General features: G+C 73.1%; 16 protein-coding genes. 3 read left to right on the top strand and 13 right to left on the bottom strand.

What is annotated here, in order from left to right; genetic code table 11:
* Positions 1-20: 20 nt before the first annotated feature.
* The gene (locus IPZ69_RS19020; RefSeq protein WP_374293432.1) at positions 21-1,907 is read left to right on the top strand and encodes a sulfatase; all 1,887 of its coding nucleotides are present in this window, start codon (positions 21-23) and stop codon (positions 1,905-1,907) included.
* Between the two features lie 10 nt (positions 1,908-1,917).
* Here the strand turns inward: IPZ69_RS19020 and IPZ69_RS19015 are convergent, their stop codons facing one another.
* A complete protein-coding gene (locus IPZ69_RS19015; RefSeq protein WP_235455341.1) occupies positions 1,918-2,754 on the bottom strand; it encodes an alpha/beta fold hydrolase in 837 nt (278 codons plus the stop codon).
* A gap of 200 nt (positions 2,755-2,954) precedes the next feature.
* On the opposite strand from IPZ69_RS19015, the gene paaK reads away from it, so the two are divergent.
* On the top strand, positions 2,955-4,253 hold the full coding sequence (gene paaK / locus IPZ69_RS19010; protein ID WP_235455340.1) for a phenylacetate--CoA ligase PaaK: 1,299 nt from the start codon (positions 2,955-2,957) through the stop codon (positions 4,251-4,253).
* A gap of 11 nt (positions 4,254-4,264) precedes the next feature.
* Here paaK and IPZ69_RS19005 read toward each other — a convergent pair whose 3' ends face one another.
* The 6 genes from IPZ69_RS19005 to IPZ69_RS18980 all read right to left on the bottom strand — a co-directional run bounded on the left by IPZ69_RS19005 (position 4,265) and on the right by IPZ69_RS18980 (position 12,278).
* The gene (locus IPZ69_RS19005) at positions 4,265-4,984 is read right to left on the bottom strand and encodes a class I SAM-dependent methyltransferase (protein WP_235455339.1); all 720 of its coding nucleotides are present in this window, start codon (positions 4,982-4,984) and stop codon (positions 4,265-4,267) included.
* Between the two features lie 9 nt (positions 4,985-4,993).
* Positions 4,994-6,559 (bottom strand): purple acid phosphatase family protein, encoded by a 1,566-nt coding sequence (locus IPZ69_RS19000; RefSeq protein ID WP_235455338.1) that lies wholly within the window; start codon positions 6,557-6,559, stop codon positions 4,994-4,996.
* 117 nt (positions 6,560-6,676) lie between these two features.
* The gene (locus IPZ69_RS18995) at positions 6,677-7,912 is read right to left on the bottom strand and encodes an MFS transporter (protein WP_235455337.1); all 1,236 of its coding nucleotides are present in this window, start codon (positions 7,910-7,912) and stop codon (positions 6,677-6,679) included.
* Positions 7,913-8,044: 132 nt separating this feature from the next.
* Positions 8,045-9,541 carry an acyl-CoA synthetase gene (locus tag IPZ69_RS18990; RefSeq protein ID WP_235455336.1) on the bottom strand — a complete coding sequence of 499 codons (1,497 nt, stop codon included), beginning with the start codon at positions 9,539-9,541 and terminating at the stop codon, positions 8,045-8,047.
* An 80-nt stretch (positions 9,542-9,621) separates the two neighbouring features.
* Positions 9,622-11,172: an acyl-CoA synthetase gene (locus IPZ69_RS18985; RefSeq protein ID WP_235455335.1), complete on the bottom strand. Its 1,551-nt coding sequence runs from the start codon at positions 11,170-11,172 to the stop codon at positions 9,622-9,624.
* The gene (locus IPZ69_RS18980; RefSeq protein WP_235455334.1) at positions 11,169-12,278 is read right to left on the bottom strand and encodes a nitronate monooxygenase; all 1,110 of its coding nucleotides are present in this window, start codon (positions 12,276-12,278) and stop codon (positions 11,169-11,171) included. Before IPZ69_RS18980 ends, IPZ69_RS18985 begins: the two co-directional genes overlap by 4 nt.
* Before the next feature lie 202 nt (positions 12,279-12,480).
* Between IPZ69_RS18980 and IPZ69_RS18975 the strand changes: the two genes are divergently transcribed.
* On the top strand, positions 12,481-14,283 hold the full coding sequence (locus IPZ69_RS18975) for a serine hydrolase domain-containing protein (protein ID WP_235455333.1): 1,803 nt from the start codon (positions 12,481-12,483) through the stop codon (positions 14,281-14,283).
* Between the two features lie 29 nt (positions 14,284-14,312).
* On the opposite strand, the gene IPZ69_RS18970 is transcribed toward IPZ69_RS18975, so the two are convergent.
* The 6 genes from IPZ69_RS18970 to IPZ69_RS18945 form a co-directional block, all read right to left on the bottom strand.
* Entirely contained in the window at positions 14,313-15,887 is a 1,575-nt protein-coding gene (locus tag IPZ69_RS18970) for a phytoene desaturase family protein (RefSeq protein ID WP_235455332.1), read from the bottom strand.
* A gap of 91 nt (positions 15,888-15,978) precedes the next feature.
* On the bottom strand, positions 15,979-16,269 hold the full coding sequence (locus tag IPZ69_RS18965) for a hypothetical protein (protein WP_235455331.1): 291 nt from the start codon (positions 16,267-16,269) through the stop codon (positions 15,979-15,981).
* A gap of 9 nt (positions 16,270-16,278) precedes the next feature.
* The gene (locus IPZ69_RS18960) at positions 16,279-17,622 is read right to left on the bottom strand and encodes a S8 family serine peptidase (protein ID WP_235455365.1); all 1,344 of its coding nucleotides are present in this window, start codon (positions 17,620-17,622) and stop codon (positions 16,279-16,281) included.
* 285 nt (positions 17,623-17,907) lie between these two features.
* On the bottom strand, positions 17,908-20,136 hold the full coding sequence (locus IPZ69_RS18955; RefSeq protein ID WP_235455330.1) for a serine/threonine-protein kinase: 2,229 nt from the start codon (positions 20,134-20,136) through the stop codon (positions 17,908-17,910).
* A 109-nt stretch (positions 20,137-20,245) separates the two neighbouring features.
* A complete protein-coding gene (locus IPZ69_RS18950; protein WP_235455329.1) occupies positions 20,246-21,115 on the bottom strand; it encodes an oxygenase MpaB family protein in 870 nt (289 codons plus the stop codon).
* A 9-nt stretch (positions 21,116-21,124) separates the two neighbouring features.
* On the bottom strand, positions 21,125-22,303 hold the full coding sequence (locus IPZ69_RS18945; protein ID WP_235455328.1) for an acyl-CoA dehydrogenase family protein: 1,179 nt from the start codon (positions 22,301-22,303) through the stop codon (positions 21,125-21,127).
* Positions 22,304-22,316: the final 13 nt, after the last annotated feature.

Genomic DNA, 22,316 nt, shown 5'->3' with positions numbered 1-22,316 from the left:
GACATGGGGCCGTACGGGGGATGACGGTCCTGGCCCTCCGAGCCCGGCCCGCCCCGCCAGCACAGGGCCACGCACGGAAGGACCTTCGGGTGTCGCACCTCCCCCCTCCGCACCGACCACCGCGCACCGGGCCGGACTCGGACACGGCCACGGCCACTGCCACGGCCACGGACGCCGAGGGGGGCGACACCGGGGACCGCGACGCCGACGAAGGCTCCCCGGAAGTCCGCCCGGAGGGCCCCGTCCCCGGTCGGCCCGGGCTGTTCGGGTGGCGGCGCAGGTACCCGCGGGTCGGGCGGGGGGTGAGCGTGGGGACCAGCGTTCTGGCCGGTCTCCTCGTGCTCGGCGCGCTGCTGCTGCCGAACCAGCTCGAACGGATCACCTTCACCGCCTTCCTGCGCATCCCGGCCGAAGGGATCCTGCTCGCGGGACTGTTGCTCGCGCTGCCGTCCCGGGCCAGACGCGTCACGGCGGTCGTCGCGGGCCTGCTGCTGGGGGCGCTGACCCTCGTCAAGGCCCTCGACATGGGCTTCTACTCGGTGCTGGTCCGCCCCTTCGACCTGGTCCTCGACTGGGTCCTGCTGGACGACGCGGCCGCGTGGGTGCGGGAGTCGTTCGGCCGGACCGGCGAGGTGCTCGCCGTCGCCGGGGCGCTCCTCCTCGTCGTCGCCGTGCTCGTCCTGACGACGCTGGCGACGGTGCGGCTGACGAACCTGATGGTCCGCCACCGCCCGGTGGCCGCCCGCACCACGCTGATCCTCGGCACCGCCTGGATCACCTGCGTCACGCTCGGCGTGCAGTTCGGCGACATCCCGGTCGCCTCCAAGATCGACGCCGAACTCGTCGACAACCGGGTCCAGCAGGTGCAGGCGGGACTGCGGGACGCCGACGTCTTCCGCAGACAGGCCGCGGTCGACGCCTTCGCAAACACGCCGCCGGACCGGTTGCTGACCGGACTGCGGGGCAAGGACGTGCTGTTCACGTTCATCGAGAGCTACGGCCGTACCGCCATCGAGGACCCGGCGATGGCACCGCGCATCGACGCGGTCCTCAAGGAGGGCACCGCCGACCTGAAGGCGGCCGGGTTCGACGCGCGCAGCGGCTGGCTCCGGTCCCCCGTGACCGGCGCCGGCAGCTGGCTGGCCCACTCCACCTTCCTGTCCGGCCTGTGGATCAAGAACCAGCAGCGCTACCGCAACCTCACCTCCAGCGAGCGCATGACCCTGACCCGCTACTTCCGCAGGACCGGTGCCTGGAGCACGGTCGGCATCGTGCCCGGCGTGCGCCGCGCCTGGCCCGAGGGCAGGTTCTTCGGCCTCGACCACATCTACGACTCCGAGCACCTCGGCTACCACGGCCCGTACTTCAGCTGGACGCCCGTGCCCGACCAGTTCAGCCTGGAGGCCTTCCAGCGGCTGGAGTTCGGCAAGAAGGACCGGGGCCCGATGATGGCGGAGATCATCCTGGCCTCCAGCCACAACCCCTGGGCCCCCGTCGCCCACATGATCGACTGGAACGACCTCGGCGACGGCTCGGTCTTCGAACGGATCAAGAAGGAGGGCAAGGACCCCAAGGAGGTCTGGAAGAACCCGGAGAGCGTCCGCGCCGAGTACCGGGGCGCCATCGAGTACTCGCTGCGCAGCCTCACCGGGTTCCTGCGCCGCTACGGCGACGACGACACCGTCCTGGTCTTCCTCGGCGACCACCAGCCGGTGCCGACCGTCACCGCGGGCAGCACCAGCCGCGAGGTGCCGGTCACGATCGTCGCCCGCGATCCGAAGATCCTCGACCGGATCTCCGACTGGGGCTGGACGGAGGGCCTGAGGCCCGCCCACGACGCGCCCATCTGGCCGATGAACCGGTTCCGGGACCGCTTCATGACGGCGTACGGCCCCAGCGGCGGCTGAGCCGCCCGCCTCACCGGTCCAGGAAGGCGACGACCCGGCCCACGAACCACTCCGGGTCGTCCAGCCACGGGAAGTGGCCGGCACCGGGCTGGACCGTGAACTCGGCGGCCGGGAAGGCATCGGCGGCGCGGCGGGCGAGGTCGGGGCTGGGGCCACCGTCGAGTTCGCCCGCGTGCACCAGGACCGGGGCGGTCAGTGCCTTGAGCGCGGCACGGGTCGCGTCCGGGTCGAAGGCGCCGTCGGCGAAATAGACGCCTGCCGCCTCCTCGTTGGTCTGCTCCTCGGCGGCCGCGTCGTGCGCCTCGGCGGCGGCGTCCCACCGGCCGTAGAAGAAGGGGGCGAACGCCGGGTCGAAGTCGCCCTCCCCCGCCAGCCAGGCCTCCAGGGCCGGGAACCCCTGCGCGAACCAGGGCTCGTGCGCGCGCAGCCGCGCCGCGGCCAGCCGGTCCTCGGCGGTGGCCCGCAGACCGAGGGCCGACGGGTTGGCGGTGATCAGCGCAAGCCGCCGCACGCGCCGCGGATACCGCGCCGCGTACAGCGTCCCCAGGCAGCCGCCCGCCGAGTGCGCGAGCAGATCCATGTGTTCCAGCCCCATGTGGGCTCGCAACGCCTCCACGTCGTCGACCATGTGGTCGCAGCGGTACGTCGCCGGATCGGCCGGTATCGCGGAGTCACCGGTGCCCCGCAGGTCGAGCAGGACCAGCCGACGGTGGGCGGTCAGGCCGCCGAGGTCGCCGAGATAGACGGAGGCCCGCATCGCTCCTCCGGGCAGGACGACGAGGGGCTCACCCTCGCCGCGGACGTGGTAGGCGAGCTCGGTCCCGTCGGGCGCGGTGAACGTAGGCATGCCGCCGATCATGGACGCCCACCGCGGCCGACCGCAACGCCCATTCCCCGGGACGCGTGTCCCCTCCGGCGGCCGGGGCAAGGTCAAGAAGTGCGAGCGGACCTCTTGCCCGGGTCCCGGTGGCCTGGATTACTGTCCCGGACAGATCGACCGAATGATCGGTCGCCCGAATCGGCACGATCGGCGAGGGAGTGGCCCCCATGGCGGATGCGACGGAGCTGTTCGACCCGGGGGAACGGCTGGACGCGGAGGCACTCAGAGCGCTGCAACTGGAGCGGCTGCGGTCCTCGCTGCGGCACGCGTACGAGAACGTGCCCTTCTACCGGGCCTCCTTCGACAAGGCCGGAGTCCGGCCGGAGGACTGCCGCTCGCTGGACGACCTGGCCCGCTTCCCCTTCACCACCAAGGCCGACCTGCGGGAGAACTACCCGTACGGCATGTTCGCCGTGCCCCGCGACCGTATTCGCCGCATCCACGCGTCGAGCGGCACCACCGGACGCCCCACGGTGGTCGGCTACACGGAGAACGACCTGTCCATGTGGGCGGACATGGTGGCGCGCTCGATCCGGGCGGCGGGCGGCCGGCCCGGCGACACCGTTCATGTGGCGTACGGCTATGGGCTGTTCACCGGCGGTCTGGGCGCCCACTACGGCGCCGAACGCCTCGGCTGTACGGTCGTCCCCGCGTCCGGCGGCATGACGGCCCGCCAGGTGCAGCTGATCCAGGACCTCGAACCCGGCATCATCATGGTCACCCCCTCGTACATGCTGACGCTGCTCGACGAGTTCGAACGGCAGGGTGTGGACCCGCGGAGCACCTCGCTGCGGGTCGGCGTGTTCGGCGCCGAGCCGTGGACCGAGCAGATGCGGCGCGAGATCGAGGAGCGGTTCGCGATCGACGCGGTCGACCTGTACGGGCTGTCGGAGGTGATCGGCCCGGGTGTCGCCCAGGAGTGCGTGGAGACGAAGGACGGCCTGCACATCTGGGAGGACCACTTCTTCCCGGAGGTCGTCGACCCGATCACGGGCGAGGTGCTGCCTCAGGGCGAGGAGGGCGAACTGGTCTTCACCTCGCTCACCAAGGAGGCCATGCCGGTCATCCGTTACCGGACCCGGGACCTGACCCGGCTGCTGCCGGGCACGGCCCGGGTGTTCCGGCGGATGCAGAAGATCACCGGGCGCAGCGACGACATGGTGATCCTGCGCGGGGTCAACCTGTTCCCGACGCAGATCGAGGAGATCGTGCTGCGTACGCCGGGGGTCGCGCCGCACTTCCAGCTGCGTCTGACCCGGGAGGGCCGTCTGGACGCGCTCACGGTGCGGGCCGAGGCGCGGCCCGACGCGAGCGCCGAGACGCGGAAGTCGGCCGCCCGGAGCATCGCCGCCGCCGTGAAGGACGGCATCGGCGTGTCCGTCGCGGTCGAGATCGTCGAGCCGGAGTCCCTGGAACGGTCCGTGGGCAAGATCCGGCGCATCGTGGACCTGCGGCAGCGTGGCTGAGGGCGGCGGCGTCAGGCGCGGGAGGCGGGTTTGGTCACCCGGAACGCGAACTGGCCGCAGAAGGTGAGCTTGCGCAGGTTCACCAGCGCCGTCCGCCGCCGCGTCTTTCGCGCCCAGGTGTCGATCTCCGTGTTGAGCGGGGACTCCTCCTCCCAGTAGCGGCCGTACTGCTTCTTCCGGGTGGGGTGGTAGGTGCGCATGATCAGGGTCACGCCGTCGAGGGAGGGCCGGATCTCGTCCAGGGCGAGCCCGGCCTCCTCGACCAGCACGCGGAATCCGTACGGCGTGTAGTTCCACAGGCTGAAGGAGTGGTAGGGCTCGAACTGCGAGGTGCTGCCGATGAACAGCCCGCCCGGTCGCAGGACCCGGCCCACCTCCCGCAGGAGCTCCCTGGGGCGGGCGACGTGTTCGAACACCTGGTGCGAGTAGATGAGCGGCACGCCGTCCGTGCGGAACGGGAGGCGGACGCCGTCGTAGTACACCACCGGGTCCTGGCCGGGCCGGCGCTGGTGGGCCTCCGGTGAGTCGCGGATGTCGACTCCCACCCAGCGCACCTTCGGATCGTGTCGCCGGAAGAGACCGGCGGACGTGCCCCTGCCGCAGCCGAGGTCGACCACCCGGTCCGGCGCCCCCGCGGAGCTCATGGCCTCGTCGAGGTAGTAGCGGGAATTGACTTGGCGAGCGTGGTCGTCGGGGATGCAGTCGTGCATGAGTTCCCACAGGGTCGACATGTGCCGAGGTTACGGAGGTGCCGCCCCCTGGGCCAGGGCCGGGCGGTGGTTCGTGGCGGGCGTCATCCCTTGGGGTGAACGGGGTGCCCGCGGCGCGGCCGGGCGGGTGATTCCGGACAGGTCGTGGGCCGCCACGCTGTTGCGGTCGGCGACCGAGCGGCCGAGCGCGTGGTGCGGCCACAGTCCCCCGGCCATCCGGCGGCTGCGCTCGCTCCAGTCCAGGGCCTCGGCGCCGCGCGCCTTGTAGAAGTTCAGGGCGTAGCCGCCGGAGTGGATCCGCAGCAGGCTGAACCCGCCCGGATATTCCTTGGCGGCGCCGACCTCCTGGAGGGTGACATGCGGGGCGAGCGGCAGGACGGTGCGCTTGTTGCGGTGGGTGTGGCCGGCGTGGTGCAGGAAGACGCCCGGGGCGGCGGCGTAGGCCTCCAGGATCGAGCGGGCCTGGCGGCGGCCGAGGCGCTGCCCGGCGCTCACCGGGAAGAGGGAGTCGCGCACGGTCAGCGGGTGGTGGCCGAAGACCACCGTGGGCTGTTCCGCGTTCCCGCGCAACCGGCGCCGGAGCCAGGACAGTTGCTCGGCACCGAGCCCGCCCGCGTCGGCGCCGTTGCCGCGTTTCTCGTACGTGTCCAGGCCGATGATCCGCAGTCCGGCCACGTCCCGGGCGAAGTATCCGGGGCCGTCCTCCTCGCCGAAGTCCCGGCGGAAGGCGTCGCGGCCGTCGCCCGCGCGCCCGCCCCGCTCGGGGCGGGGCCGGTCGTGGTTGCCGCGGACGACGAAGTAGTCCCGCCCGTGGTCGCCGAAGCCGTCCAGGATCCGTCTGGCCTCGGCCAGGTCGCGCGGCGCGCCGCCGGCCGAGAGGTCGCCCGCGGCCAGCAGCAGGTCCGCCCCGCGGCGGCGGGCCTCGTCGACCAGGGCCCGGCTCATGATCTCCGGGTACGGGGCGAGTCCCGGGCGCTGGGAGACCCCGCGCAGCAGGGGGATGCCACCCACCAGGCCGGCGGTGGTCTCGCCGAGGTGCAGGTCGTTGCAGAGCGCGAGGGACAGGAGGTGGCGGCCGGGCGGGGGCTCGGGGGTGGTGAAGGAGTACGGGCCGCCGTGCGAGCCGAGGCCGTGCCGTGAGGTGCCCGCGGCGTTGCCGCGCACCAGGTGCAGCGGTGTGGGCACGGCGGCCACGCCCCGCGAGCGGGCCTGGTAGTAGTACGTCTGCCCGGGCTCCAGGCCGGTGAGCTCTACGTGGTGGTGTGCGGTGGGCCGGTCCTCGCCCGCGGTGCGGTGGAGGCGGGCGGGGTGGGTGCCGTAGACGACTTCACCCTCCGTGACGGCGGGCAGCATACGGCCCAGGCCGTCGTCGGTGCCGGGCACGCCGGTGTACCAGGTGATGACGGCGCGGTCCTCGGTGAGGGTGACCAGTTCCAGGTGGACGGCTGCGACGGGGTGGGGGTGACGGGGACGGAGGCGGTGTGCGGCGGCGGCCCGCAGCAGGGCGGGGGCGAGCAGCAGGCCGGAGCGCAGTACCTCACAGGGACCGGGGACGGCCGCGAGGGCGGCGAGGGGAGCGGAGAAGCAGCAGCGCATGTCTGTTGTGTGCGCGTGCGCCGTGAACGGCGGACGTGGTGACGGCAGCCGTGTCGGGTATGGAACCGGACTTCTTGTGGCCTCACCGCGCGTGACCGCACCGGCGCGGCCGGCGGGTCACCGGGTGAGGCCGGTCGGTACGGCCTCCTCGGCGGCGTTGGCCGTGCGGCCCCGGTCCCAGGTCGCGTGCCGGACCAGCGCGACCGACGCCGACAGCGCCACCAGCCCCGTCACGCCCGGCCACCCCAGCCACCCGTACGCCCGCACGCCCAGCCACGAGCCCGCGCTGCCCCCGAGGAACGCGCACGTCATGTAGGCCGTGTTGACGCGGGCCCGGGCCTGGGGCCGCAGCGAGAAGATCCGCGCCTGGTTGGCGACCTGCCCGCACTGGGCCGCCACGTCGAGCAGCACCATGCCGCCGGCCAGCGCGACCAGCCCGGCGGCGCCGCCGGTGCCGCCGAGCGTGAGCACGCCCGCCGAGCCGATGACCCCGAGCAGCGAGCACAGGCTCACGGCGTCGGACCCCGTGCGGTCGGCCGCGCGGCCGGCGAACGGCGTGCAGAACATGCTCGCGGCGCCGACCAGGCCCAGCACGCCCACGGCCTGCGCTCCCCTGCCGTACGCCGGTCCGGTCACGAGCAGGGTGAGCGTGGTCCAGGCGGCGCTGAAGCCGGCGAAGACCATGGCCTGGTAGAGGCAGGAGCGGCGCAGGTCGGGCTCCTCGCGCCACAGCCGCACGGGGGCGGCGATGAGCTCCCGGTAGCGCTCCCGCGACGGCGGGGTCGTGGCCGGGACCACGCGGGACAGGGCCGCCGCGAGGGCGAGGAGGGCCGCCGAGGCCACCAGGTAGGGGGCGCGCCAGCCCAGCCATGCGCCGAGGGTGCCGCTGAAGGTGCGGGCCAGCAGGATGCCGCCGATCAGGCCGCTGAGGAGCGTGCCGGTGACCGCGCCGCGCCGGTCGGCGGGGACCAGGCCGGCGGCCATCGGGATGATGATCTGCGGCACGACCGTGGTGACGCCGGTGACCGCGCTCGCGGCGACCAGGACCGGGAGTGTGGGGGCGGTTCCGGCGGCGAGCAGTCCGAGGGCGGTCAGGGCGAGCAGCGTGACGATGAGCCGGCGGGGCGGCAGCCGGTCGCCCAGCGGGACGATCAGGAAGATGCCGGCCGCGTAGCCGAGTTGGGCCGCGGTGACCACGAGGGCCGCCGAGCCCGCCGTGACGTTCAGGTCGGCGGCCACCAGCGAGCTGATGGCCTGCGGGAAGTAGATGGTGGAGACGCCCACGCCGCAGGCGAGGGCCAGGACGAGGATCACCCACCGGGGCGTGGTCGGCGGTGCGCAGGAGGCGGGCACGCGGACACCTCACACGGGAATCGGTTCACATGGCCGACTGACGTACGCCGACGACCCGGTCGGCGCCATCCTCGGCCGCGCCACTCGCGAGGCGCTCGATTCGCGAGCCCGGCATGATCCAAACGAGAGGCCCTAGTCCCCGAAGCGGTCCCGCAGTTCCCGTTTGAGGATCTTGCCGCTCGCGTTGCGCGGCAGCGCGTCGACGAACAGGATCCGTTTCGGTGCCTTGAAGGGCGGCAGCTTCTCGCGGGCGTGGGCGATGAGTTCGTCCTCGGTGACCTCGGCGCGCCGCACGACCACCGCCGTGACGGCCTCGATCCAGCGCTCGTCGGGGAGGCCGATCACGGCGGCCTCGGCGACGGCCTCGTGTGTGTAGAGGGCGTCCTCGACCTGGCGTGAAGCGATCAGTACGCCACCGGAGTTGATGACGTCCTTGACCCGGTCGACGATCGTGAAGTAGCCGTGCTCGTCCCGCACGGCCATGTCCCCCGAGTGGAACCAGCCGTCGCGAAAGGCCTCGACGGTCTCCTCGATCTTCTCCCAGTAGCCCTCGCACAACTGCGGTGAGCGGTAGACGATTTCACCGGGCGTGCCGTCGGGCACGTCCTCGCCGTCGGAGTCGACCACGCGGGCGTCCACGAAGAGCACGGTGCGGCCGCAGGAGTCCAGGCGGCCCTTGTGTTCGTCGGGGCCGAGCACGGTGGCCAGCGGGCCGATCTCGCTCTGGCCGAAGCAGTTGTACAGGGCGAGCTTCGGGAACCGCTCGCGCAGCCGCTCCAGGACGGGCACCGGCATGATCGACGCGCCGTAGTAGGCCTTGCGCAGGCCGCCCAGGTCCCGGGTGGCGAAGTCGGGGCGCTGGGTGAGGCCGATCCACACGGTCGGCGGGGCGAACAGGCTGTCCACGCGGCCGGCTTCGATCAGGTCGAAGAGCCTGTCCCCGTCCGGCGCGGCCAGGATGACGTTGGTCGCGCCGACCGCGAGGTAGGGCAGCAGGAACACGTGCATCTGGGCCGAGTGGTAGAGCGGCAGGGCGTGCGCGGGCCGGTCGCCGGCGCTCAGGTCGAGCGCGGCGATCGCGCTCAGGTACTCGTGCACCAGGGCGCGGTGGGTCATCATCGCGCCCTTGGGCAGCGCGGTGGTGCCGGAGGTGTAGAGCAGCTGCACCAGGTCCTCGGTGCGCGGCTCGGGACCCTCGTACGGCGCGGTCGTGGCGAGCCGCGCGAGGAACGAGTCGTCGCCGTCCCGCAGCGGCATCACCCGTACGCCGCCCGGCAGTTGACCGGCGAGGCCCGGGTCGGCGAGCACCAGCGTGCTGCCCGACTGGCCGACGATGTACGCGAGGTCCTGCCCGGTCAGGTTCTGGTTGACCGGCACGTGCACGAGTCCCGCGCGGGAGCAGGCGAGGAAGGCGATCAGGTAGGCGTCGGAGTTGTGGCCGTAGGCACCGACCCGGTCGCCGGGGACGAGGCCCTCGCCCAGGAGGAGACCCGCCGCGCGGGAGACGGCCTCGTCGAGTTCCGCGTACGTCCATGTGCGGTCGCCGTACTCCACCGCGACGCGCGCGGGGGTGCGCCGGGCGCTGCGCCGCAGCACCCCGTCGACCGTGCTGCCCTGTGCCTGCGTCATGACACATGATCCTCTGTCCGCCGCGCGGGCGAGGTCAAGGACCCGGGGCCACTGGCTGCCAGGGGCTGCGCGGCGGACGATCACACCGGGCGGGTGCGGCCCTCCCAGTACGGGTCCCGCAGGCGTCGCTTGTACAGCTTTCCGTTGGGGTCGCGGGGCATCTCGGCGATGAAGTCGACGCTCTTGGGGCGCTTGTACCCGGCGAGCTGTCCGGCGCAGTGGGCGAGCAGCGCGGCGGCCAGGTCGGGCCCGGGTTCGTGGCCCGGCGCGGGCTCCACGACCGCCTTGACCTCCTCGCCCCAGTCGTCGTGCGGGATGCCGAAGGCGGCGGCGTCGGCGACGGCGGGGTGGGCGAGCAGGGCGGACTCGATCTCGGCGGGGTAGATGTTGACCCCGCCCGAGATGATCATGTCGATCTTGCGGTCGCGGAGGAAGAGGTAGCCGTCCTCGTCGAGGTATCCGAGGTCGCCGACGGTGAAGAAGTCGCCGATGCGGTTCTTCTTCGTCTTGGCCTCGTCCTTGTGGTACGAGAAGCCGCCGGTGTTCATCTTCAGGTAGACGGTGCCGAGTTCGCCGGGCGGGAGCCGGTTGCCGTCGTCGTCGAAGATCGCGAGTTCGCTGATCGGCCAGGCCTTGCCGACGGTGCCGGGCTTCTTCAGCCAGTCCTCGGCGGTCGCGAAGGCCCCGCCGCCCTCGCTGGCCGCGTAGTACTCCTCCACGCAGTGGCCCCACCAGTCGATCATGGCCCGCTTCACATGGTCGGGGCAGGGGGCGGCGCCGTGGATGGCGTGCCGCATGGACGAGACGTCGTACGCCTGCCTGGTGTCCTGCGGCAGGGCGAGGAGCCGGTGGAACTGGGTCGGGACCATATGGGTGTGCGTGCAGTCGTGGGTGTCGATGAGGCGGAGCATCTCCTCGGGCGTCCACTTGTCCATCAGCACCAGCCGGTGGCCGATGTGCAGCGACGCGCCCGCGAACTGCAGGACGGCCGTGTGGTACAGCGGTGAGCAGACGAGGTGCACGTTGTCGTCGAAGGGCTTGATGCCGAAGATGCCGAGGAAGCCACCGAGGTAGGACTCTTCGGGGGCCTTTCCGGGCAGCGGGCGCCGGATGCCGCGCGGGCGGCCGGTGGTGCCCGAGGTGTAGTTCATGACCCAGCCGAGGGTGCGGTCGGCGGGCGCGGAGTCCGGTTGTCCGTCAAGGAGTTCGGCGTACGGCCTGAAGCCCTCGACCGTGCCGACGGCGTACCGGTGCGTCGCCGGGAGTCCCGCCTCGTCGGCGGCGTGCCGGGCGGGCTCCGCGAACCGCTCGTGCGCGACGAGCACCTTGGCGCCGGAGTCGGAGACGATCCAGGCGATCTCCGGTCCGACCAGGTGGTGGTTGACCGGGACGAGATAGAACCCGGCCTGGGAGGCGGCGAGATACGCCGTGAAGAACTCGACGCCGTTGGGCAGGACGACGGCGAACGCGTCGCCGCGTTCCAGGCCCGCGGCGCGCAGGCCGTGCACGAGCCGGTTGGCGGCGGCGTGCAGTCGTCCGGCGGTCCACTCCTCGCCGTCGGGGGCGACGAGGACGCCGCGGTCGGGGTCCTCGGTGGCCTGGGCCCAGAAGCCGGTGGGGGGTGTGCTCACTGGCCGCTCCTTCCGGCGATGCGGTTGATACGGTCCACGGCTTCCTCGAAGCCGCGGGTGAGGTCGTCGAAGACGGCCCGGACGCTGCGTTCGCTGGTCATCCGGCCGACGATCTGACCGACGGGTGTGCCGAGCAGCGGCTCGACCTCGTACTTCTGGATGCGCGAGACGGCCTCGGCGACCAGCAGGCCCTGCAGGGGCATCGGGAGGGTGCCGGGCCCGCCGGGGTCGTCCCAGGCGTCGGTCCATTCGGTGCGCAGCTGGCGGGCCGGCTTCCCGGTCAGGGCCCGGGAGCGGACGGTGTCGCCGGACCCTGCGGCGAGGAGTTTGCGGGTCAGGGCGGGCGAGTGGAGCTCGGCCTCGGTCGTGGTCAGCCACAGGGAGCCCAGCCACACTCCCTGGGCGCCGAGCGCGAGGGCCGCGGCCACCTGCTGTCCGCTGCCGATGCCGCCCGCCGCCAGTACGGGCAGCGGGTCGACGGCCTCGACGACCTCGGGTGTCAGCACCATGGAGGCGATCTCGCCCGTGTGGCCGCCGGCCTCGTAGCCCTGGGCCACGACGATGTCGATGGCCGCCTCCTGGTGCTTGCGGGCGTGCCGGGCGCTGCCCGCGAGCGCCGCGACGAGCACGCCCCGGTCGTGGGCGCGGGCCACGATGTCGGCGGGCGGGGAGCCGAGGGCGTTGGCGAGCAGCTTGATCGGATAGTCGAAGGCGACGTCGAGCTGGGTGCGGGCCACCTGCTCCATCCAGCCGGTGATGCGCCAGCCGGAGGCCTCCCCCCGCGCCAGCTCGGGCACGCCGTACTTGGTGAGGGTCTCCTGGACGAACGCCCGGTGCCCCTCGGGGATCATCGCCTCCACGTCGGCCTCGGTCACGCCCTCGACCTTCTTGGCGGGCATCACGACGTCCAGCCCGTAGGGCCTGCCCTCGGCGTGCGCCTCGATCCAGTCGAGGTCGCGTTTGAGGTCGTCGGGGGCCGTGTAGCGGACCGCGCCGAGCACTCCGAAGCCGCCGGCCCGGCTGATGGCCGCGGCGACGGCGGGGAACGGCGTGAAGCCGAAGACGGCGTGCTCGACTCCCAGTTGCTTGCTCAGCTCCGTCTGCATGGGCGCAGGATGCCGCAGTCCTCCGGACGACGGAAGGCCTATTCTGATACACCGTCAGATTTCTGCGGTCCGGGCGACGCGCCGCCGGATGTCGCGGGCGGCGGTCCGGGCGGCGACTTCACGTCGACTTCAGGGCGGCCCTGTTGACACCCTGCACAGGCGGCACGAGGGTTTCAGCGGCGCTACGACGGGAGGCTCCTCGATGGCCGAAGACGCGGCGGACCGGGACACGGGCGACGGCCGCGGGCCGACACGCCGCCAACTGGGCCGTGCCGCCCTGGCCCTGGGCGGCGCGCTGACGCTCGCCCCCTTCCCGGCCGGCCCCGCCGCCGCGGCGGCGCCGAAGTCCGCGTCCGGCCACCCCACCCTGCGCCACGGCACACCGGAGCGCGCCGGACTCCTCGCCCCGCACCTGCGGCAACTCGTCACGGACGCCGAGACGTTCCTCGGCCCGTCCCCCAAACACCCCTGGTACGCGGGCGCCGTACTGCTCGCCGGGCGCGGCGGCACCGTGGCCCTGCACCGGCCCATCGGCATGGCGGTGCGCTACGTGGCGTACGACGAGAAGACCGACACCGGCGTCGAGTTCCCGGCCGAGGGGCAGATCCCCATGGCCGAGGACACGGTCTTCGACCTGGCCTCCGTCTCCAAGCTGTTCACCTCGCTGCTCGCCGTGCGGCAGCTGGAGCGGGGCGCCCTGGAGCTGGAGGCGCCGGTCGCCTCGTACGTCCCGGAATTCGGGGCCGCGGGCAAGCAGGGCATGACGATTCGTCAACTGCTCACCCACACCTCGGGCTTCCGCCCCTGGATCCCGCTGTACAACGCGCCGACGCACGAGGCGAAGCTGCGCCTGATCTACGACGAGGCGCCGCTCAATCCGCCCGGCACCGCCTACCTCTACTCGGACCTGAACCTGATCTCCCTCCAGCTGGTGCTGGAGCGGATCACCGGCCGCACCCTGGACGTCCTCCTCCACGACGACATCACCGCCCCGCTCGGCCTGCGCCGCACCCGCTACAACCCGCCCGCCTCCTGGAAGCCCGGGATCGCGGCGACCGAGGACGCGCGCAGGCCGTGGTCGGGGCTCGACCGCGGACTGGTGTGGGGCGAGGTGCACGACGAGAACGCGTACAGCCTCGGCGGTGTCGCGGGGCACGCCGGGGTGTTCTCCTGCGCGTGGGACCTCGCCGTACTCGGCCGCACCCTGCTCAACGGCGGCGCCTACGGCCGGGCGCGCATCCTTCGGCCGGAGTCGGTGGAGCTGATGTTCACCGACTTCAACACCGCCTTCCCCGGTGACGAGCACGGGCTCGGCTTCGAGCTCTACCAGCACTGGTACATGGGCGCGATGGCCACCCCGCGCACGGCGGGCCACACCGGTTTCACCGGAACCTCGCTGGTCCTCGACCCGTCGACCGACTCCTTCCTCGTCGTGCTCGGCAACTCGGTGCATCCGGTGCGCGGTTGGCGCTCCGGCTCCGCTCCCCGGGTGGCCGCGGGCAACAACCTGGCGCGTGCCGTGCCCGTCCACCCGGCGCGCGGCCGTACGGCCTGGTTCACGGGCATGGTGAACGCCACGACCGCGACGCTCACCCTGCCGGCGCTCGACACCTCCGCCGGCGCCGCCCGCCTGCGCTGCGCCCTGTGGTGGGACACCGAGCCCCGCTCGGACCTGCTCGCCCTGGAGTCCTCCACGGACGACGGCGCCACCTGGCGGCCGGTCCCCTTCACGACCGTCCGGCACGGCGAGGCCCCGCAGGACCACCCGGCCGGCACCGTCACGGGCTGGTCCGGGCGCGTCTGGCACCGGCTGACCGCCGAGCTCCCGGCCGACCGGCACCTCGCCCTCCGCTGGCGCGGCACGACCGACCGGCTCTATGTCGGCCGGGGCGTGTACGTGGACGCCCTGCGGGTGGAGGCGGGCGACACGGTGGTGTTCGACGAGGCGCGCCCGACGGACGGGGCGCGCCTCGTGCCCGTCGGCTGGGAGCCGTCGGCCGACTAGGTCCTGTCCGGCGGCAAGGCCGTCGGCGATCAGTCCGTGGGCGCGGCGGGCTCCAGTACCGCCATCGCCGCGTTGTGCCCCGGCACCCCGCTCACCCCTCCGCCGCGCACCGCGCCCGCCCCGCACAGCAGGACGTTGGCGTGCCGGGTCTCCACGCCCCAGCGGCCGGTGTCCTCCTGGGCGTACGGCCAGGCGAGGTCTCGGTGGAAGATGTTGCCGCCGGGCAGGCGCAGGTCGCGTTCGAGGTCCAGCGGGGTCTTCGCCTCGATGCAGGGGCGGCCGTCGGCGTCGGTGGCCAGACAGTCGGCGAGCGGTTCGGCGAGGTGGACGTCGAGCTGGGCGAGTGTGGACTTCAGGAGCGCGTCGCGTACGGCGTCGTTGTCCCGGGCGAAGAGCCGGGCGGGCGTGTGCAGGCCGAACAGGGTGAGGGTCTGGTAGCCGCGTTCGACCAGTTCCGGGCCGAGGATCGTGGGGTCGGTCAGGGAGTGGCAGTAGATCTCGGAGGGCGGCGCGGCGGGCAGCTCGCCGGACGCGGCCTGGGCGTGGGCGGCGGCCAGTTGGCCGTATCCCTCGGCGATGTGGAAGGTGCCGGCGAACGCCTCCCTCGGGTCGACGGAGGTGTCCCGCAGCCGGGGCAGCCGCTTGAGGAGCATGTTCACCTTGAGCTGGGCGCCCTCGGTGGGCGTGGGCGCCTCGTCGCCGGTGAGGGCGGCCAGTTCCTGCGGGGAGGCGTTCACCAGGACGTGCCGGGCGGCGGCGACGCCCTCGCCGTCGGCGGTGCGGTAGGTGATCTCGGCCGTCCGCCCGTCCGTCTCGATACGCAGCGCCTCGTGACCGGTGGCGATCACCGCGCCGGCGGCCCGTGCGGCGGCGGCCAGCGCGTCGGTCAGGGCGCCCATGCCGCCGACCGGCACGTCCCAGGCGCCGGTGCCGCCGCCGATGACGTGGTAGAGGAAGCAGCGGTTCTGCCGCAGGGAGGCGTCGTGCGCGTCGGCGAAGGTGCCGATGAGGGCGTCGGTGAGGACCACGCCCCGCACCAGGTCGTCGGTGAAGTTCTCCTCGATCGCGGCGCCGATCGGCCGCTCGAACAAGTCCTGCCAGGCGTCCTCGTCGTCGACGCGACGGCGCAGTTCCTCGCGCGTGGGCAGGGGTTCGGTGAGGGTGGGGAAGACGCGCTCGGCGACCCGGGTCGTCATGGCGTAGAAGCGCTGCCAGGACGCGTACTCGCGCTCGCCGCCGGTCAGCCGGGCGAAGGCCTCGCGGGTGCGTCCCTCCCCGCCACCGACGAGCAGCCCCGTGGGACGGCCGTCCCGCTCCACCGGGGTGTACGAGGAGATGGTGCGGCCCCGGACACGGAAGTCCAGGCCGAGGTCGCGCACGATCTTCTGCGGCAGCAGGCTGACCAGATAGGAGTAGCGGGACAGCCGGGCTTCCACCCCGGCGAAGGGTCGCGTCGAGACGGCCGCGCCGCCGGTGTGGTCCAGCCGTTCCAGGACCAGCACGGACCGTCCGGCCCGGGCCAGGTAGGCGGCGGCGACCAGGCCGTTGTGGCCACCGCCGACGATCACGGCGTCGTACGTCCGGTTTCCCTCGTGTGCAGGCATGGTTCTTGGTAACACGCGATGATCCGCGCTGGCGAGAGCACGGTGCGCCCGGGGGCCCGGCCATGATCGGCCGGGCCCGCGGGCGGGCCGGTCACCCTTCGTCGTCGCCGCGGGCGGGTCCCGGCTGCGGCGGGCCGTACGGCTCGATGCTCGGATTGGCGTACGGGCCCGCCGCGCCGGGGGTGCCGGGAGTGCCCGTGATGCGCTCGGCGGCGTCGGCGGTGACCAGCAGGGCGTACAGACCCTGGGCCGGATCCACGGACACGAGTCCGTACTCCTGGTCGACCTGGTCAGGGGTGAGGTCGTACCGGCGCAGGGCGTCGCCGAGCGTCGCCCCGGCCGGCAGCGTCACCGTGACGAGGACGACGGGACCCTGGGTCATGGCTGCTCCTCAGTGATGACGGCCGTTCTTCCTGCGCCGGCGCACCGCCTCGACGATGGCCGCCGCGTCGATCGTGCCGTAGCCGTAGTCGAAGTCGTAGCCGGCCATCCCGAGGTCGTCGGCCGTTCGGCGGAGCAGCGTGCGCATCTCGGCCGGGGAGAGTTCGCCGACCGGCAGCTGGGAGCGGATCGCGGCCACGACACCGGCCGCGACGGGGGTGGCCGCCGAGGTCCCGGAGTCCGGCTCGTTCGGGCCGAACGCCTTGGATCCGGCGAAGTGGGTGTACGTGCAGATGTCCGGCTTGCGTCGGCTGAGCCGTCCGGGGCCCTGGGAGGAGTAGCCGACCCGGGCGCCCCGGGTGTCGACGCCGCCCACGGACAGGACGCGGGGGTGCGAGTTGGCCCCGTTGATGGGGCGGTCGGGGAAGCCGCAGCGGCCGTCGGGGCACTCCCGGCCGCAGTTGCCGGCCGCGAACAGGATGTCCGCCCCGGCCTGTTCGAGGGCGCTGACGGACAGGTTGAAGGGGTGCGCGGGGTTGTCCGAGTAGTTACCGGGGTGACCGGGCGGGAAGTCCCAGGTGGGCTTGAAGGAGCCCCAGCTGTTGCTGACCACGAGCGCGCGCTGTTCCTGCGGCATCGCGTCCAGCACGTTGCGCAGGTGCGCGAAGGCCGCGACGGCGTCGGAGAGCAGCCCGAGGATGACGGGCTTCGTCGACAGCAGCACGGGCAGGTCGAGGAGCGTGGCCCGCGGGGCGGTGATCCGGGTGTCGAAGGCGCACATCGAGCCGTGGTCCACCGGGAACTGGCCGAAGTTGCCGGTGACCCCGGAGGGCTTCCAGCTGCGGCTCTCGTCGACGGTGACCGGCTGGCCGAGCACCTCGGACACGTGGGCGACGTTGATGCCCGTGTCGAGGATGGCCAGGGCGACGCCCTCGCCGTCCATGCCCTCCGACTTCAGGTGGTCGGTCAGCTTGTTCTGGACGTCGTGCCAGTCCCCCACCGGGCCGTCGCCGCCGCAGGTCGGCATGGACTCGATGACCGGGTCGGAGGAGATGGCGACGATGTCCGGGCGGGCGAGGCCGAGCATCGCGTAGCGGCTGGCCACGTCGTAGTCCTGGATCTCGCCGCGCACGAGGACGGTGGCCCGCTCCGGGGTCATGGAGAAGGTCATGGACTCCAGGGACAGGGGGTCGCCGCCCGGTGCGGCGGGCTGGGGCCGGGGCACCGGCACGGGCTCGTAGTCCGGGTCCAGCGCGACGCCGGGGATCGGGCCGGCGACGTCGGCGGCGGTGGTTCTGACGGAGGGATCGATGACGGCCTCGACCACATCGGGCGCGGGACGCATCTGGATCATGACACGCACGTTTGACTCCTGGTGCTGTGCGGGCGGTCGCGGGGCCGAAGAGGGGAAACCGGCGCGGGCGACGCCTGTGTGTGTGGGGGGGAGGGATCTCACCGGTGGCCGAGTGGCCGGTCACCGGGGCTGACTCCACCGGGACAGGCGCCACGCTCTCAGGCCGGGCACGGCTCTGGGCACCGCCAATCAGGCGAAATACCCCGGGCACATGCCAGCGGCAGCCCGGACGCCGTGCGGGGGAAGCGGGTCAGGGCGCGTGATGCACCCGTCGGGACGGGTGTCTCACCGGCCGCCGGACGCCCGCTGCCGGCGCAGTACCGCCACCCTGCGGTACAGCTCGTCGGCCTCGGCGCCGCGGCCGAGCTGTTCCAGGCAGTGGGCCTCGTCGTTGCGGCTGGCGAGGGTGTCGGGGTGGTCGGCGCCGAGCACGCGCTCACGGGCGGTGGCGACGCGGCGGTACTCGGCGAGCGCGTCCGGCCAGCGGCCGAGCCAGCCCAGGCCCACCGCGACCTCCCGCCGGCTGACCAGGGTGTCGGGGTGGTCGGGGCCCAGGATCCGGCCGCGGATGGCGCACACGTCACGCGACTCGGCGAGGGCTTCCTCCCAGCGGCCGAGCCGGCCGAGGTTGACGCCGAGGCCGTGCCGGGCGCGCAGCGTCTCGGGGTGGGCCGGGCCGTGCACCCGGGTGCGGTCGTCGACCAGTTGGCGGTAGAGCGTGAGCGCCTCGGCGCTGCGGCCGAGGCGGCCGAGGCTGATGCCGACCTCGTAGCGGGCGGCGAGCGTGTCGGCGTGGTCCGGGCCGAGGGCCTGGGCACGGGCCTCGGCGACCTCGCGGTAGCTGCGCAGGGCTTCCTCCCAGCGGCCCAACTGACCGAGCGCGTAGGCGACTTCGTACCGGGTGACCAGGGTGTCGGGGTGGTTGGCGCCGAGCACCCGGGCGCGGGCGACGGCCACCTCGCGGGCCATGCGGTACGAGTCGTCCAGGCGGCCGAGTCTGCTGAGGTTGAAGGCGAGGTTGTGGCGGCAGCGCAGGGTGTCGGGGTGGTCGGGGCCCATGGCGCGTTCCCGGGCGGCCAGCACCGCGGTGTAGGCCTGATGGGCGTCGAAGTGCCGGCCCAACTGGCCGAGGACGAAGGCCGTTTCCTGGCGGGCGGCCAGCGTGTCGGGGTGGTCGGCGCCCAGCGCCCGCTCTCTCGCCGCGGCGACCTCGGTGTACTCGCGCAGGGCGTCGGCGGCCCGGCCGGTCCGGCTGAGCGTGAAGGCGAGCTCGTAGCGGCTGGCGAGGGTGTCGGGGTGGTCGGCGCCGAGCAGCCGGGCGCGGTCGGCGGCGACCGCGCGGTGCGCCTCGCCCGCATCGGCCCAGCGGCCGAGCCGCCCCAGCGCGAGGGCCGCGTTGTGCCGGCCGACGAGCGCGGTGACGGCCTGCGGCGACGGGCCGGAACGTACCGGCACCGGGGCCGGGCCGCCGGCCGGGCGGGCCGTCCACTCGGTGGTCAGTCCGGCCGCCGCGTCCGGCGGGGTGGTGCGCAGCCCGGCGCCGGTGGCCTTGTGGCCGGTGGTCATGCCCCGGGTCCAGGACGGCAGCCGGACCTCGCGGGCGGTGGGCTCCGGGGGCACGAGGCGCGGCTGGGGCGTCACCACTGTCGGCACGTACGCGGGTGCCGTCCGGCCGGCCGTGATCCGGCGGCCCACCTCGCGCGCGTCGTCGGGGCGTTGCTCCGGCCGTTTGGCGAGCAGGTCGAGGATGATCCGCTCCAGGTACTCGGGGAGCTCGGCGCGGTGGCCGCGTGGCGGGCGGGGCGGGGTGTCGCGGTGGCCGACGAGGATGGCCCAGGCGTCGTCCAGGTCGAACGGCGGTACCCCGGTGGCGATCTCGTACAGCACGCAGCCCAGCGAGTACAGGTCGCTGCGCCGGTCGACCTCGCCGCCGCTGATCTGCTCCGGCGACATGTAGTGCGGGGTGCCCATCGCGATGCCGGTGCCGGTCAGCCGGGAGGTGAAGCCGATGTCGTGGCCGAGCCGGGCGATGCCGAAGTCGCAGATCTTCACCGTGCCGTCGGTCAGCCGCATGATGTTCGCGGGTTTCAGGTCCCGGTGCACGATGCCCTGCTGGTGGGTGTAGCCGAGGGCGGCGGCGACCTGCTCGGCGATGTCGACGACGTCCGGCACGGTCAGCGGGTGGTGCTTGTTGTCCTCCAGCATCTGGCAGAGGTTGCGGCCCTCCAGGAGTTCCATGACGAGGTAGAGGACGCCCTCGTACTCGCCGAAGTCGTGGACGACCGTGACCCCGCGGTGGGAGAGGGCCGCGGCCACCCGGGCCTCGCGCCGGAACCGCTCGCGCAGCACGCGGGTGAAGGCCTGGTCGTGCTGCGGGCCCAGCGGCTTGAGGCATTTCACGGCGACGTGCCGCCCCAGGGACTCGTCACGGGCCCGCCACACCTCGCCCATTCCGCCCCGCCCGATCAGGTCGAGCAGCCGGTACCGGCCCTGGATCAGCCTGGTGTCCGCCATCGCGCGCCGTCGCCCCCGTCGCCGTCCGCCCCCGGGGGATGCTTCAGGCGCGGCCGTGCCGGGTCGGCCCGATCCGTGACACACCCCCCTGCTCGTCCAGTATGGCGGCCTATCGCCCGACTTTGTACGGTGCCGGGCGTGCGCCTGGGCCGAGTCGGTCCATGGCGCGCAGGATGTGTTTGGGCGGGAGTTGCCAGCGCAGACGTGCGGGAACACCGCGCAGGACGGTGCCGGTGGCACGCAGTCGCCGGGTGACCGTGGCGGGTGCGGGGGCCGGTCTGCCGTACAGCTCGTGGGCGTACGGCGGCAGAGAGGCGTACGCCAGCTGCGCCACACGCCGCCACAGCACCTCCCGCGCCGGGACCAGCAGGGGATGCGTCGGCGGACGGAGCAGGAAGTCGTCCACCGCGCGTGCCTCGTCTCCCGCGGCCAGTTGCGGGCGCACCGTGTCGAAGTAGCCGGCCATCTCCTGCCGGTCACCGGGCACGGCGTCGGGATCGAGGCCCACCAGGCGGGCGCTGACCCGGTGTTCGGCGATGTACCGGTCGGCCTGCGCGTCGGTGAGCGCGAAGCCCGAGCGGCGCATGACGTGCAGATAGGAGTCGATCTCGGCGCAGTGCACCCACAGCAGCAGCTCGGGTTCGTCGACGCCGTACCGCTCCCCCGTGTCCGGATCCGTCACCCGGAGCATGCTGTGGATCTTCCGTACCCGGGCTCCGGCCCGTTCGGCGGCCTCGGTCGTGCCGTACGTCGCCGTACCGACGAAGTTCGCGGTGCGCAGCAGCCGGCCCCAGGCGTCCCGCCGGAAGTCGGAGTTCTGCAGCACGCCGCGCACCGCGCGCGGGTGCAGCGCCTGGAGGTAGAGCGCCCGGATCCCGGCGACCCACATCATCGGGTCGCCGTGCATCTGCCAGGTCACCGAGGACGGTCCGAACAGCCCGGGGTCAGGTATGTGGTGGTCACCCATGGCCGCAGGCATACCCGCAGGCTAGCGCCGTACCCGCGGCATCCCCAGGCCGATCCACGAGATGATCTCGCGCTGGATCTCGTTGTTGCCGCCGCCGAAGGTGAAGATCACCGCGGAGCGATAGCCGCGTTCCAGTTCGCCGTGCAGGACGGCGCCCGCCGAGCCCTCCCTGAGCGGGCCGGCGGCAGCGACGATCTCCATCAGCCAGGCGTAGGCCTCGCGGCGGGCCTCGGAGCCGTAGACCTTGACCGCGGAGGCGTCGTGCGGGGTGAGGGTGCCGTCCTGGACGGCGGTGACCATCTGCCAGTTGAGGAGCTTCATCGCGTCCAGCCTGGTGTGGGTCTGGGCGAGGCGGCGGCGCACCCAGGGCAGGTCGACGACCCGGCGGCCGTCGGCCAGCTTGGTCTCCATCGCCCAGCGCTGGACGTCGTGCAGGGCGCGGATCGCCATGGTGCCGTGGGCGGCGAGGGTGACGCGCTCGTGGTTGAGCTGGTTGGTGATCAGCCGCCAGCCCTGGTTCTCGGCGCCGACCCGGCGGGAGACGGGGACGCGGATGTTCTCGTAGTAGCTGGCCGTCGTGTCGTGCGAGGCGAGGGTGTTGATGACGGTGCAGGAGTAGCCGGGGTCGGAGGTCGGCACGAGGAGCATGGTGATGCCCTTGTGCGGGGGCGCCGCGGGGTCGGTGCGCACCGCGAGCCACACCCAGTCCGCCGTGTCGCCGTTGGTCGTCCAGATCTTCTGCCCGTTGACGACGTACTCGTCGCCGTCGCGTACGGCCCGGGTCTTCAGCGCGGCGAGGTCGGTACCGGCGTCGGGCTCGCTGTAGCCGATCGCGAAGTCGATCTCGCCGGACAGGACGCGCGGCAGGAAGTACGCCTTCTGCTCGTCGGTGCCGAAACGCATGAGTGTCGGGCCGACCGTGTTGAGCGCCATCAGCGGCAGCGGTACGCCGGCCTGCGCGGCCTCGTCGAAGAAGATGAACTGCTCCATGGGGGTCAGGCCGCGCCCGCCGTACTCCTTCGGCCAGCCCACGCCGAGCCAGCCGTCGGTGCCGAGCCGCCGGATGGTGTCGCGGTAGAAGCGCTTCTGCGCCGCCGGGTCGGCGTAGCGGGCATAGGCGTTGTCCGGTACCAGGTCCGCGAAGTAGGCGCGCAGTTCGGTGCGCAGCCGCTGCTGTTCGGGCGTGTGGTCGAGATGCACGGCGCCTCCAGGC

Source organism: Streptomyces olivochromogenes, from assembly GCF_021538895.1.
Lineage (GTDB): Bacteria > Actinomycetota > Actinomycetes > Streptomycetales > Streptomycetaceae > Streptomyces > Streptomyces olivochromogenes_A.
Note: the sequence above shows the minus strand (reverse complement) of the source record. Positions and strands in the feature narration are given on the sequence as shown.